This is a genomic window from Arsenicibacter rosenii (assembly GCF_001870735.1).
Lineage (GTDB): Bacteria > Bacteroidota > Bacteroidia > Cytophagales > Spirosomataceae > Arsenicibacter > Arsenicibacter rosenii.
Genome location: NZ_MORL01000022.1, coordinates 20185 through 33851, shown reverse-complemented (window position 1 = coordinate 33851; position 13667 = coordinate 20185). Strand labels below are relative to the sequence as shown.

Below are 13667 nucleotides of genomic sequence, written 5' to 3'. Positions count from 1 at the left end.
TCATGACAACCTACACGCTCTGTATCTTTACCGGCAACACGATCGGATTACTGAACCGGATCACGATCATCTTTACCCGTCGCCGTATCAATATTGAAAGCCTGACTGTTTCGGAAACCGAACGCAAAGGGGTATCCCGTTTCACGATTGTCATCAAGCATGACTCCCGCGAAGATGTGGAAAAACTGGTGCGCCAGATCCGGAAGATCGTTGAAGTGATGGCCGTTTTCGGGTATCTGAACGACGAAATTGTCTTCAACGAAATCGCCCTGTTCAAAATCTCAACCCCGCTCGACGCCAAAACCCTGGACATCGAGACGATCAACAAGCAGTATAAAGCCTGGGTGGTTTACTGGGGCTTAGACTACGTGGTGATTGAAAAAACCGGTACAGAAAAAGAAATCTTCGATTTCTTCGAGTATCTCAGGCAGCACGAAATCCTTGAATTTGTACGTTCAGGCCGGGTAGCTGTCGGCAAGACCGAAAAAGGTCTGGTCGAGTATCTGCCTGAAGCTGAGTGGGAATACTATTTGTAGTTTTTGTCATCCCGACGCCAGGAGGGATCTCATTTGTTTTTGATGCGGAAAGGCTGACAATGGGACTCAGGCAGTGATAACCAAAGACAATTAAGAAATACCATGCCGGACTTTGCCTTTTACGTGTATATAACGACAAATCCTGAAAAACACGTACTCTATACAGGTGTTACCAACGATCTGGTCAGACGTATGCAGGAACATTATGATGCACGGGGGAAAGACGATACATTTGCAGGCAAATATTTCTGTTACAACCTGGTATACTGGGAATTTCACAAATACATTCGCAATGCGATTGATCGTGAAAAAGAAATAAAAGGATGGCGGCGAGCGAAAAAGATTGCTTTAATCGAATCGTTTAATCCGGAGTGGCTGTTTCTGAACGGTGAAATTCAGGGATGATGTCAGCATTCAGAACAGTATAAGTCAAACGGGATTTTCTGACGCCAGAGATCCCTCCTGACGTCGGGATGACAAATGGTATACACCAGATAATCAGGCTATTCAGGATCATTAGCGTACACAGTTCATTTTACCATAATTTTTTCATAAAACCAGTCCAATCATGGCAAAGCTCAACTTCGGCGGTGTAGAAGAAGAAGTAGTAACCCGCGAAGAATTTCCTCTTGAAAAAGCCAGAGAAGTCCTCCAGAACGAAACAATCGCTGTTATTGGTTATGGCGTACAAGGCCCCGGCCAATCGTTGAATATGCGCGATAACGGCTTCAACGTAATCGTTGGCCAGCGTAAAGGTAAAACCTTCGACAAAGCCGTTGCTGATGGCTGGGTTCCGGGCGAAACGCTGTTCGAAATCGAAGAAGCCCTGGAGCGTGGTACAATCATCTGCTTCCTGCTGTCGGATGCCGCTCAGATTGAACTTTGGCCAACCGTACAGAAATACTTAACAGCTGGCAAGTCGCTGTATTTCTCGCATGGTTTCGGCGTAACATACAAAGACCAGACAGGCATTATTCCTCCTGCCGACGTTGACGTATTCCTGGTAGCCCCTAAAGGTTCAGGTACATCACTGCGTCGCCTGTTTGTAGAAGGCAAAGGCCTGAATTCAAGCTTCGCCATCTATCAGGACGCCACAGGCCAGGCCCGCACCAAAGCCATCGCCATGGGTATCGGTGTTGGTTCAGGTTACCTGTTTGAGACAGACTTCTACAAAGAAGTTACGTCTGACCTTACCGGTGAGCGTGGTACACTGATGGGTGCTATTCAGGGTATCTTTGCCGCTCAGTACGAAGTACTGCGTTCAAACGGCCACTCACCGTCAGAAGCGTTCAACGAAACAGTAGAAGAGCTGACACAGTCACTGATGCCACTCGTTGCCGAGAACGGTATGGACTGGATGTACGCCAACTGTTCAACAACGGCGCAGCGTGGTGCTCTTGACTGGTGGAAACCATTCCGCGATGCAACGAAGCCGGTATTCGAGCAACTGTATAACTCGGTTAAATCAGGCGAGCAGGCTCGTGTATCCATCACACGGAACTCACAGCCCGACTACCGTGAAAAACTGGAAGAAGAACTGAAAGAGCTGCGCGAATCAGAAATGTGGCGTTCAGGTGCTACCGTACGTAGCCTGCGCCCGGAGCGTAACTAATCAGACCGGTTTTCAGCTAAAAGGTCTTAACCACAAAGAACGCCAAGGTTTGCACAAAGTACACAGGGCTCCCGGCTTTGTGTTCTTTGCGCGTTCTTAGTGTTCTTTGTGGTTTCTTATTACGCCCAAAACAGTCCCCCGCTTATGGCCTCAACAGACACGGTCGACACGGTCGACCCGTTCAGCGCTTTCCCCGACCTCGATAACATCTTTCAGGCCGCCGACCGGTTGCGCGGTGTGGCCACTCATACGCCTCTTCAGGAAAACATCAATCTTTCGGATCGCTATCAGGCCAATATCTTCCTGAAACGCGAAGATCTGCAGGTCGTCCGCTCCTATAAAATCCGGGGCGCCTACAACAAGATGGCCAGCTTATCGTCCGAAGCCCTGGCGAAAGGCGTGGTTTGTGCCAGTGCCGGTAACCACGCCCAGGGATTGGCGTATGCCTGCCGTAAAATGGCGGTAACGGGCATCATCTTTATGCCCACCACCACCCCGGCCCAAAAGGTGAAACAGGTGCGGATGTTCGGAAAAGAATTTGTCGAGATTGTCCTGACCGGTGATACCTACGACGATGCTTACCATGCGGCTGTTGAGTACGTTAATACCCACGACAGCACCTTCGTTCACCCGTTCGATGACTTACAGGTTATGGAGGGTCAGGGTACGGTAGGGCTCGAAATCTTCAAGGATGCAAACTTCCGGATCGACTACATTCTGATGGCGATTGGAGGGGGTGGGCTGGCGTCAGGCGTATCTACCGTCTTCAAACAACTCAGCCCGAAGACCAAACTGATTGGTGTTGAGCCGCTTGGTTCGCCGACCATGAAAGCTTCTGTGGACGCAGGTCACGTCATTACGCTTGATGAAATCGATAAGTTTGTCGACGGAGCCGCCGTCAAACGGGCGGGCGAAATGACCTTTGAGGTCTGCCGCCGGAACCTGGACCGAATCATACTCGTCCCGGAAGGGAAGGTCTGTACGACCATTCTGAACCTCTATAACGAAGAAGCAATTGTTGCCGAACCTGCCGGTGCGCTGAGCATCGCCGCTCTTGATTTTCTGAAAGACGAGATCAAGGGAAAAAATGTAGTGTGTCTGGTTGGCGGCGGTAACAACGACATCACACGGACGGAAGAGATCAAAGAGCGCTCCCTGCTGTATGAGGGGCTGAAGCACTATTTCATCATCCGGTTTCCGCAGCGCTCCGGCGCTTTCCGGGAGTTTCTGAGCGATGTATTAGGCCCTACCGATGACATTACGCTGTTTGAGTACTCGAAAAAAACAAACCGCGAGCGTGGCCCTGCCCTTGTCGGTGTGGAGTTGAAAGCAAAAGCCGATTTTGAACCCCTTCTCGCCCGTATGCGCGACGCCCGCATCGCCTTCGAATACCTGAACGACAAGCCGGATCTGTTTGAGTTTCTGATTTGACACTTAACCACAGAGTTACACAGAGTCATGGCACAGAGTTACACGGAATATAATGAGCTGACCAGCCTCATTTTGAAACAAGCATTTCTGGTTCATACAGGGTTAGGCCCTGGATTACTGGAAAGTGCCTATAAAGAATGTTTGTATTACAAGCTACAACAGGCAGGATTACAGGTAGAAAAAGAAAAGCCAATGCCGTTGGTTTTTGAGGATGTACGACTAGAGTGTGGTTATCGGATAGACCTGCTTGTCAATGATGCTATTGTATTGGAGTTAAAAGCTGTTGAAGCCTTTACAGATGTGCATACAGCTCAACTACTTACTTACATGCGTCTGGGTAAATACAAAATAGGGTACCTGTTAAATTTCAATGTCACTAGTATGAGAAACGGTATAAAGCGATACGTTATGTAATACTCTGTGTAACACCGTGCAAAACTCAGTGCAACTCCGTGGTTGATAAACCATAATAAAATGAAAAAACACATAGTAGTAATCGCCGGCGACGGCATTGGCCAGGAAGTAACGGCCGTTGGTAAACAAGTACTCGATAAAATCGCCGCTCAGTACGGCCACGAGTTTACGTACGATGAGGCTCTGATCGGCCATGCCGCTATCGAAGCCACCGGTTCTCCCCTGCCCGAAGAAACCATTACCAAATCGTTAGCCTCTGACGCCATCCTGTTTGGTGCCGTTGGCCACCCGAAATATGATAACGACCCGACGGCTAAAGTTCGCCCGGAACAAGGCCTGTTAGGCATCCGGAAGGCTTTAGGTCTGTATGCCAACCTGCGCCCGATTAAGCTGTTCGACGAGCTGCTGAGCGCATCAAGCATCAAACCCGAAATCCTGAAAGGCGCTGACATTCTGTTCTTCCGCGAACTGACCGGCGACGTATACTTCGGGGAGCGTGGCCGCAAAGACAACGGCGATACGGCATACGACACCATGATCTACAGCCGCTACGAAGTCGAACGCATCGCCATCAAGGCATTCGACGCTGCCATGACACGCCGGAAAAAACTATGCTCGGTTGATAAGGCCAACGTACTGGAATCATCACGGCTGTGGCGGGAAGTGATCCAGGAGGTTTCGAAGCGTTACCCGGAAGTAGCAGTAGAACACCAGTTTATCGATGCGGCAGCCATGTTGCTGATCAAAGACCCGAAACGCTTCGACGTAGTGGTAACCGGCAATATCTTCGGTGACATCCTGACCGACGAAGCCTCGCAGATCGCCGGATCAATGGGCATGCTGGCCTCCGCCTCCGTTGGCGACACAACCGGTCTGTATGAGCCGATCCACGGATCAGCCCACGACATTACAGGCATGGGCGTAGCCAACCCGCTGGCCTCTATCCTGTCGGCTGCGCTGATGCTTGACATTTCGTTTGGCATGAAGGAAGAAGCCGATGCGGTTGTAAATGCTGTTGATAAGGTACTGAAAGCCGGATACCGGACACGGGACATCGCAGATGCATCGACTCCGGCCGACAAAATTCTGAACACAGCAGGCATGGGCGAGCAAGTCCTGGCGGCTCTGTAAAAACCCGCAAAGGCCTCTGTTCCGTTACGGAACAGAGGCCTTTTTCTATTCCGCCATTCCGGCTTTTGTACTGCTCTTCCCGCTGATTACAAAACAGTTAGCGTAACAATTAAAATATTTCTGTTTTTGCCAGCCAATCAAAATATTGATTTTTCCGGGTTCAGGAGACATTTATTTGGAGTAGCTTCTACATTAAAAGAAATCATAATATTTTTCTATCTATACGCCAAATCGTTACAAGCCAGCAAGATAGATGCCGTTAACAAGTTGTTAACTTTTTTATGTGGCCAAACTTGACGGGTTTTAATTTTTTAATATTTTTGTGGTGTAATTACGCAATCAGCGAAATTTCGCAATGGACTTTAAGCAATCCCAACCACTCAAGAGTATGCTGCTACGTTGTCAGAAGCAACGCTGAGAGAGGGGATATGTCTGTATAAAACCAGAGGCCCTTTCTCAGAAGAAGGGCTTTTTTTGTGCCATCGTCAAACCAATCAAACCTAATTAAGTAGGCAACATGAGCCAGCGAGTTTACATTTTCGACACAACCCTGCGAGACGGCGAACAAGTGCCGGGCTGCCAGTTAACAACCGAAGAAAAAGTTGTAGTCGCTAAAGAACTGGAACGGCTGGGCGTTGATATTATCGAGGCCGGTTTCCCGATTTCGAGCCCCGGTGATTTCCGGTCGGTGGTCGAAATCTCAAAGGCAGTGACCACTCCGCGGGTCTGCGCCTTGTCACGCGCCATCCAGGGTGATATTGATGCTGCAGCAGAGGCCCTCAAAAGCGCCAAACTAGGTCGTATTCATACCGGAATTGGTTCGTCAGACATTCACATCCGGAATAAGTTCAACAGTACGCGTGATAAAGTACTTGAGCAAGGAGTGGCTGCCGTGAAGTATGCACGGAACCTGATCGACGATGTGGAGTTCTATGCTGAAGACGCTGGCCGTGCCGACCTTGAATTCCTGGCCCGGCTGACCGAAGCCGTTATTGCGGCGGGAGCTACCGTCGTCAACATTCCGGATACGACCGGCTACTGCCTGCCTGAACAATACGGGGCAAAAATCAAGTACCTGTTCAATAACGTACCGAACATCGACAAGGCCGTTATCTCGATCCATTGCCACAACGACCTTGGTCTGGCAACGGCAAACTCGCTGGCTGGTATTACCAACGGAGCCCGTCAGGTCGAAGTAACGATCAACGGAATTGGCGAGCGGGCGGGTAACACCTCACTCGAAGAAGTTGTGATGGCACTGAAAGTGCACAAGGATTTAGGCCTGGAAACAGGTATTGATACGACGCGTCTCTTCCCTGTCAGCAATCTGGTGTCACAAATGATGCGGATGCCGGTACAGGCCAACAAGGCGATTGTGGGCCGGAATGCGTTTGCCCACTCATCGGGTATTCACCAGGATGGCTTCCTGAAACACGCTGAAAACTACGAAATCATGAACCCACATGATGTTGGGGTTCCTGAGTCATCCATTGTACTGACGGCCCGCAGCGGTCGCCACGCGCTGAAACACCGGCTTGAGTTGTTGGGCTTCCGGTATGACAAGCCAACACTCGATGGCATCTATAAGCGTTTCCTCGACATGGCTGATGTCCGTAAGCAGGTAAACGATAAAGACCTGATGGAACTGGTTCGCTAATCCTGTACGATAAACCGATCCGTATTACAGAAAAATCCCGGCCTGCGCAGGTCGGGATTTTTCTGTATATTAGGGTAAACAAAACGCTTATACACACGGTTCTCACCCGAAAAACCAACTTGTATGGCACGACCAAACCTTCAATTAATTGACGCCCTCCGTCGCACGGCCCGTAAGTTGAAAGAGGGCGCACCCTATCAATGGGGGCATATGGGCGGTTGCAACTGCGGCAATCTGGCTCAGGAGCTTACCAAACTGAACAAAGACCAGATTCACGCCTACGCCATGCAGCGGTATGGCGACTGGAACGAACAGGTCGACGACTATTGCACCGCCAGTCTGATGCCGATTGATCTGGTTATCAGCGAAATGCTGGGAGCAGGCCTGATGCTGGAAGATTTAAAACATCTGGAAAAACTCTCGGATCGGGAGATCCTGAAGCGGCTGCCTGCCGAACGGCGCTATCTGAAGCACAACCTCCGCGATGATGTGGTGTTGTACATGACTGAGTGGGCCAACCTGCTTGAAGAGCAGCTGCTGGCCAGAATTCAGTTGCCGGACAGCGTTCTGGAACCTGCCACCGTCACGGTATAATCATTAGCAAAACGCATCTTCAATATGTTTTACTTCGACATTATTGCCGTTGATCGTAACGGCAATAATGTCGAACCGAACGTCGTATTGCCAGTTTTTGGCGAAAATATAATGTTCGGCCACCCGCATGATGAGTTTGGCCTTTGTGTAGGAAACAAACTCTTCCGGCAGCCCGTAGCTGAGGTTGGTCCGGGTCTTTACCTCCGCAAAAACGATCATCTTTCCCTTGCGGGCAATCAGGTCGATTTCGGCGTGGTGATGGCGGTAATTCCGCTCCAGAATTAAATAATCCTGACGTTCGAGGTAACTGGCAGCAATAGTCTCCCCTTCGCGGCCGGTGTTGTTGTGTTCAGCCATAAAAAGAAAAAGCCCTCCCCGTACCTGTCAGGCACAGAGAGGGCCTATGTATACTGGTTTATGAATCAGATTTCTGACTCGCCCGGAAGCTCAGCAGCATTCCCCCTGCAAACACGATAAATACGATGCCTGCATAGAGATTGATTTGGCTGCCGTCTACGATTTTGCTTTCGCCAAACGAAGCAATAATGACAATCAGTCCAATGATCAGGAAGAAAAGACCAATAACAAATCGGAGGTCAAATAAACTCGGTTTCATGTCTTAACTACAGTTGAATGAGACAGTTGTCGGTTATAAAAAGATCAGGTTAAGTACCAGGGTAAGTGCAATGACAATGGCCGCCAGAAACATCGGATTTTCTAATACGGTTTTGTAGTTTCCTTCCGGTTTCGGCGTCAGACTGTAGACCAGGCCAACCAGTTCTTTTTCATCTTTTTTCTCCGTGAACAGACTAATGACATACGTTGCAACAAAGCAAACAATCCAGGCGATACTGGCAATCATAAAGTTCTGACTCATAGACGAAGAAAACTCGTGAAGGTTACCCATCCAGGCACCTTTTCCTTCAGCAAGCGTCAGGCCGTGGGTCGCCGCAGCAGCCAGCGTACCCAGCAATAAGCCCCAGAAAGCGCCGTTGGCCGTTGTTTTCCGCCAGAACATCCCCAGCGCAAACGTGGCAAACAAAGGGGCATTGACGAAGCCGAAGACCAGCTGCAGATAATCCATGATGTTATTAAAGGCCGTTGCCAGATAAGCCGCTCCGATCGACGCCACAATCCCGAAAATGGTGGCCATTTTACCCATGCGGAGGTAATGCTCGTCGCTTGCGTTCTTGTTGATATAAGCCTGATAGATATCAAACGTCCAGACGGTATTGAATGCCGTTACGTTACCGGCCATTCCCGACATAAACGACGCAATCAGTGCCGTGAGGCCAACGCCGAGCAAACCGGTCGGGTAAAAACTCGACAGCATCGATGGAATCACAAGGTCATAGTTCGGCGAGCTGCCATCGGCTTTCATCGGAATCTGGTAATCACCGCCCATAGTTTGGAGCGCAATGGCGATCACGCCCGGCAGAATAACCACAAACGGAATAAACATTTTCGGGATAGCCGCAATCAGCGGTGTCCGCTGGGCTTCCGACATATTTTTGGCAATCATAGCCCGCTGTACCACCAAGAAGTCTGTACACCAGTAGCCAAACGATAATACAAAGCCCAGACCAAATAACATGCTGCCCAGATCGACCCCCATCGGGTTCTCTTCCGGCGAACCCATATACCGCCAGGTACTGGTCATTTTAGGGCTCAGGTTCTGCACAACACCTTCCCAGCCACCAATTTTATCGAGGCCGATAAAAACGACCGGCGCAATGCCCAGCACAATCAGGAAGAACTGGAGGACTTCGTTATATACCGCACTCGTCAGCCCGCCGAGTAAAGTGTACACCATAACGATAACAGCCGCCAGAAAGATCGACGCATTAAAGTCCCAACCCAGAATCGATTCCAGGAGCAGGGCCAGGGCATACAGCGAAATGCCCGACGAGAAAATCGTCATGGCGGCAAAACTGATGGCGTTCAGCCCGCGTGTTTTTTCGTCGAACCGCAGGGCAAGGTACTCAGGCACCGAACGGGCACGGCTTCCGTAGTAAAAAGGCATCATAAAAACGCCCAGAAACACCATGGCCGGAATGGCGCCTACCCAGTAAAAATGGCTGGTCATGATGCCGTACTTAGCACCGGAAGCCCCCATCCCGATCAGTTCCTGTGCGCCCAGGTTGGCCGACACAAAGGCTAAAGACGTAATCCAGAGCGGAATTGAGCGGTCGCTCATCAGGAAGTCGTTACTCGTTTTAACGGTACGTTTGATCAGAAAGCCAATCCCCAGCACAAACACGAAGTAGATGACAATGATCAGATAATCAAGAAGTCCAAGGTCAATATGCATGAAAAACGAAGGGTTAAAGTAATAAAGGGTTATGTTTCATCAAGGTAATACGGATTAATGACTGACCTGGCCGACAACCGCGCTGATTGCCGGTGCATCAGCCTCTACGCGTTCATACTCGCCAAGGGCAGCCGAGGCCATCGACACATTTGGTTGCCGGAATATCATCGGGCTTTCATCGATGCGTTTTCCGCTCAGGTGTAAGGCATGGACACCGGCGTCTTTTAACTGAGTCGCATTTTGGGCGTTTACCCCTGCACCGGCCATAATTTCAAGGCGTCCGGCGGCGCGTCGGGCTAGCTCTTTCAGCAACGGCAAACCGGTTTGCACCGACGGTTGCTGACCGGAGGTCAGAATGCGTTCGGCACCGGTACGGATAACGGCTTCGAGGGCTTCGAACGGATCGGCAGCCATATCAAAGGCGCGGTGAAAGGTAACGCCCAGCGGTTTTGCCTGGTCGATCAGCATACGTGTGTTTTCTTCATCAACCGTTCCGTCGGGGTTAAGCAGCCCCAGGACAATGCCATCGGCACCCAGCTGTTTGGCGACCTCAATATCAGCCTTCATTACGTCAAGTTCAGCGGCTGAATACAAAAAATCGCCCCCGCGCGGACGAATCATGACATAGATCGGAATCTGAAGCTGTTGACGGGCTTGCTGAATCAGCCCTGCACTCGGGGTTGTGCCGCCCTCGCTGAACCCACCACACAATTCAATACGCCCCGCACCCGCTTCCTGAGCAGTCAGGCAGGCCGAAAGCGAAAAAGCACAAACTTCAATAGTCATTCTGGTAATACGCTTATGAGATCGGAAATTAATACGAAACGGGGAAATTATATGAAAAACGACGCTTCAACCTTATGGATTCAGACAAATAAACTGGCCTGCACCCTGATTTGTCGCACACAATAAGTGAAAGGTTCTTTATTCAGCTACGCTTTTTCTGGCTGTGTTGACAACAAAAAAACGCCCCCGCAGAGGGCGTTTTTCGTCTTGTATGTTGAGCTTTCGGGCCGATTATCCCTGTTCGAGCAAGTAGGCCTTGATAAATCCGTCAATGTCGCCATCCAGCACCGCATCCGTGTTTGATGTCTGGAAACCGGTGCGGTGGTCTTTCACGCGGCGGTCGTCAAGTACATAGCTGCGGATCTGCGACCCCCATTCGATTTTCTTCTTACCGGCTTCAACTTCGGCACGGGCCGCGTTCCGCTTCTCCACCTCAATCTGATACAGTTTCGATTTCAGGAGGCGGATCGCCACTTCCTTGTTTTGCAGCTGACTCCGCTCCTGCTGGCATTCGATGATAATACCGGATGGTTTATGGCGCAGCCGCACGGCCGTTTCAACCTTGTTTACATTCTGCCCGCCGGCACCACCCGACCGGAAGGTATCCCAGTCGATATCGGCCAGATTCACCTCAATTTCAATTGAGTCATCGACCAGCGGATAGGCAAATACGGAAGCGAATGAGGTATGGCGGCGCGCATTCGAGTCGAACGGTGACACCCGCACAAGCCGGTGAACCCCGTTTTCGGACTTCAGGTAGCCATAGGCCAGCGGACCGTCTACTTCAATCGTTGCCGACTTAATCCCGGCCGTATCGCCATCCTGATAATCGACCTGTTTCACCGTATAACCGTGTTTTTCGGCCCAGCGCAGGTACATCCGGTAAAGCATATCGGCCCAGTCCTGGCTTTCGGTACCGCCCGCACCCGAGTTAATTTCGAGTACGGCGCCCAGTTGGTCCTCCTCATTGCTGAGCATTTTTTTCAGCTCCAGCTCTTCGAGGGCTACGACGAAACTACGGGCATCCGCGTCGACTTCTTCTTCGGTAACCTCCCCTGCTTCGTAAAACTCAAACAGCGTTTCAAGGTCACCCAGCCGGGCATCTATCTTATCATATCCGCCTACCCATCCTTTCAGGGAGCGGACTTGTTTCATGGTACTTTCGGCCCGCTCAGCGTCGGTCCAGAATTCAGGCTGAAACGTTTGCTGCTCCAGCTCTTTCAGCTGTTCTTTCTTGTTATCGTAGTCAAAGATACCCCCTCAGGGCCTCTACTCTGACCCTCAAGTCTTTCAACTGCTCAGTTGTCATGAACTTGTCAATTAATGAATTGTGAATGAGCCCGTGAGCGGATGCTCCCCGCCAAAGGCCCTGCAAAGATAGAACAAAAGAGAGGGCCGTAGTTGTTTCGGGCGAAATCAACTTTTACCGTTACCTTTGTGTTGCTCAAGTATAGCATTGTCCATTTTACATTCTTCATAATACATTAGCTAAAAATGGCTTCACAATACGATGTAATTGTCGTCGGTAGCGGACCAGGTGGTTATGTAGCCGCCATTCGGGCCTCGCAGTTAGGATTGAAAACAGCCGTCATCGAGCGTGAAAACTTAGGCGGTATCTGTCTGAACTGGGGCTGTATTCCCACAAAAGCCCTGCTTAAAAGCGCACAGGTGTTTGAGTACATCAAACATTCTAAGGATTACGGAATCACCGTAGGCGACGCCAATGCTGATTTTAGTGCCGTAATTAAACGTAGCCGGGGGGTAGCCGACAGCATGAGCAAAGGCGTACAGTTCCTGATGCGGAAAAATAAAATCGATGTGATTAACGGCACGGGGAAAGTGATTCCCGGCAAAAAAGTGGAAGTAACCGACAAAGACGGTAAAGCGACGACGTACGAAGCCAAACACATCATTATTGCTACCGGTGGCCGTGCCCGTCAGTTGCCGGCTGTCCCGATCGATGGCCAGAAGGTGATCGAGTACCGCAAAGCCATGTCGCTGGAAAAACGTCCGGACTCAATGCTGGTCATCGGTTCCGGCGCGATCGGCGTTGAGTTTGCGTATGTATACGCCAGCATGGGTACCAAAGTGACCATCATTGAGTTTATGCCGAACATTGTTCCGGTAGAAGATGAAGACATCTCGAAAGAACTGGCCAAGCAATACAAAAAGCTGGGTGTTGAGATTCATACCAAATCGGAAGTAACGAAGGTAGATACGAGCGGCAACGGTTGCAAGGTATTCGTAAAAACGCCGGACGGGGAAAAAACATTTGATGTCGATGTGGTACTGTCGGCAGCGGGTGTGGTGGCTAACATCGAAAACATTGGTCTCGAAGAAACCGGTATCAACACCGACCGCGGCAAAATCGTTACGGACGACTACTACCGCACCAACGTTGATGGCTACTACGCTATCGGCGACTGTACAAAAGGTCAGGCCCTGGCACACGTTGCTTCTGCCGAAGCCATCATCTGCATAGAGAAAATCGCCGGTCTGCCACACGTAGAGCCACTGAACTACAACAACATTCCGGGCTGTACGTACTGTACGCCGGAAATCGCATCGGTTGGTTATACGGAAAAAGCTGCCCGTGAAGCCGGATATGAGATCAAAGTGGGCAAATTCCCGTTCTCAGCCTCAGGTAAAGCCAAGGCATCAGGCGCGCCGGAAGGTTTCGTGAAAGTGATTTTCGACGCGAAATACGGTGAGTGGTTAGGTGCCCACATGATTGGTTACAACGTTACGGAAATGATTGCCGAAGTAGTGGCAGCCCGTCGTCTGGAAACAACCGGCCATGAAATCCTGAAAGCGGTTCACCCGCACCCAACCATGTCGGAAGCGATCAAAGACGCCACCGAAGCCGCCTACGACGAAGCCATCCACCTGTANACTATGATTAGTGTGATTGAATGATTCAATGATTTCTTTCCACGGACTATGATTAGTGTGATTGAATGATTCAATGATTTCTTTCCACGGACTATGATTGGTGTGATTGAATGATTCAATGATTTCTTTCCACGGACTATGATTAGTGTGATTGAATGATTAAGTGATTTTGGGAGACAGGATTACATGATTAACAGGATTACCGAAAGAACCCCTGTTAATCATGTAATCCTGTCTGTTTTTCAGGCCGCATTGGCTCAACTCTGTTATTTCTATCTACAAAATCATTCAATCACTCAATCA

The 13667-nt window shown here is 50.1% G+C and carries 14 protein-coding genes; 9 read left to right on the top strand and 5 right to left on the bottom strand.

Annotated features, from left to right (window positions below; genetic code table 11):
* Positions 1-2 precede the first annotated feature (2 nt).
* The 8 genes from ilvN to BLX24_RS24530 all read left to right on the top strand — a co-directional run bounded on the left by ilvN (position 3) and on the right by BLX24_RS24530 (position 7375).
* On the top strand, positions 3-536 hold the full coding sequence (ilvN, locus tag BLX24_RS24565) for an acetolactate synthase small subunit (RefSeq protein ID WP_071505874.1): 534 nt from the start codon (positions 3-5) through the stop codon (positions 534-536).
* Between the two features lie 102 nt (positions 537-638).
* On the top strand, positions 639-941 hold the full coding sequence (locus tag BLX24_RS24560; RefSeq protein WP_071505873.1) for a GIY-YIG nuclease family protein: 303 nt from the start codon (positions 639-641) through the stop codon (positions 939-941).
* Between the two features lie 163 nt (positions 942-1104).
* Entirely contained in the window at positions 1105-2148 is a 1044-nt protein-coding gene (gene ilvC, locus BLX24_RS24555) for a ketol-acid reductoisomerase (RefSeq protein ID WP_071505872.1), read from the top strand.
* Between the two features lie 144 nt (positions 2149-2292).
* Entirely contained in the window at positions 2293-3579 is a 1287-nt protein-coding gene (ilvA, locus tag BLX24_RS24550; protein ID WP_071505871.1) for a threonine ammonia-lyase, read from the top strand.
* Between the two features lie 27 nt (positions 3580-3606).
* The gene (locus tag BLX24_RS24545; RefSeq protein WP_071505870.1) at positions 3607-3993 is read left to right on the top strand and encodes a GxxExxY protein; all 387 of its coding nucleotides are present in this window, start codon (positions 3607-3609) and stop codon (positions 3991-3993) included.
* Positions 3994-4053: 60 nt separating this feature from the next.
* Positions 4054-5124 carry a 3-isopropylmalate dehydrogenase gene (gene leuB / locus BLX24_RS24540; RefSeq protein ID WP_071505869.1) on the top strand — a complete coding sequence of 357 codons (1071 nt, stop codon included), beginning with the start codon at positions 4054-4056 and terminating at the stop codon, positions 5122-5124.
* A gap of 517 nt (positions 5125-5641) precedes the next feature.
* Entirely contained in the window at positions 5642-6781 is a 1140-nt protein-coding gene (locus tag BLX24_RS24535) for a 2-isopropylmalate synthase (protein ID WP_083422154.1), read from the top strand.
* A 123-nt stretch (positions 6782-6904) separates the two neighbouring features.
* A complete protein-coding gene (locus BLX24_RS24530) occupies positions 6905-7375 on the top strand; it encodes a hypothetical protein (protein WP_071505868.1) in 471 nt (156 codons plus the stop codon).
* 3 nt (positions 7376-7378) lie between these two features.
* Here BLX24_RS24530 and BLX24_RS24525 read toward each other — a convergent pair whose 3' ends face one another.
* The 5 genes from BLX24_RS24525 to prfB form a co-directional block, all read right to left on the bottom strand.
* Positions 7379-7732, bottom strand: a complete 354-nt coding sequence (locus BLX24_RS24525; RefSeq protein ID WP_071505867.1) for a YraN family protein — start codon at positions 7730-7732, stop codon at positions 7379-7381.
* Between the two features lie 58 nt (positions 7733-7790).
* A complete protein-coding gene (locus tag BLX24_RS24520) occupies positions 7791-7991 on the bottom strand; it encodes a hypothetical protein (RefSeq protein ID WP_071505866.1) in 201 nt (66 codons plus the stop codon).
* 33 nt (positions 7992-8024) lie between these two features.
* Positions 8025-9686 carry a sodium:solute symporter family protein gene (locus tag BLX24_RS24515; protein WP_071505865.1) on the bottom strand — a complete coding sequence of 554 codons (1662 nt, stop codon included), beginning with the start codon at positions 9684-9686 and terminating at the stop codon, positions 8025-8027.
* Positions 9687-9740: 54 nt separating this feature from the next.
* A complete protein-coding gene (locus tag BLX24_RS24510) occupies positions 9741-10472 on the bottom strand; it encodes a copper homeostasis protein CutC (RefSeq protein ID WP_071505864.1) in 732 nt (243 codons plus the stop codon).
* Positions 10473-10703: 231 nt separating this feature from the next.
* A protein-coding gene (gene prfB, locus BLX24_RS24505) for a peptide chain release factor 2 (protein WP_143092794.1) occupies positions 10704-11781 on the bottom strand; the annotation gives its coding sequence in 2 pieces (ribosomal slippage) (positions 10704-11720 and positions 11722-11781; 1077 coding nt in all).
* A 185-nt stretch (positions 11782-11966) separates the two neighbouring features.
* On the opposite strand from prfB, the gene lpdA reads away from it, so the two are divergent.
* Positions 11967-13388: a dihydrolipoyl dehydrogenase gene (gene lpdA, locus BLX24_RS24500; RefSeq protein WP_071505862.1), complete on the top strand. Its 1422-nt coding sequence runs from the start codon at positions 11967-11969 to the stop codon at positions 13386-13388.
* Positions 13389-13667 lie beyond the last annotated feature (279 nt).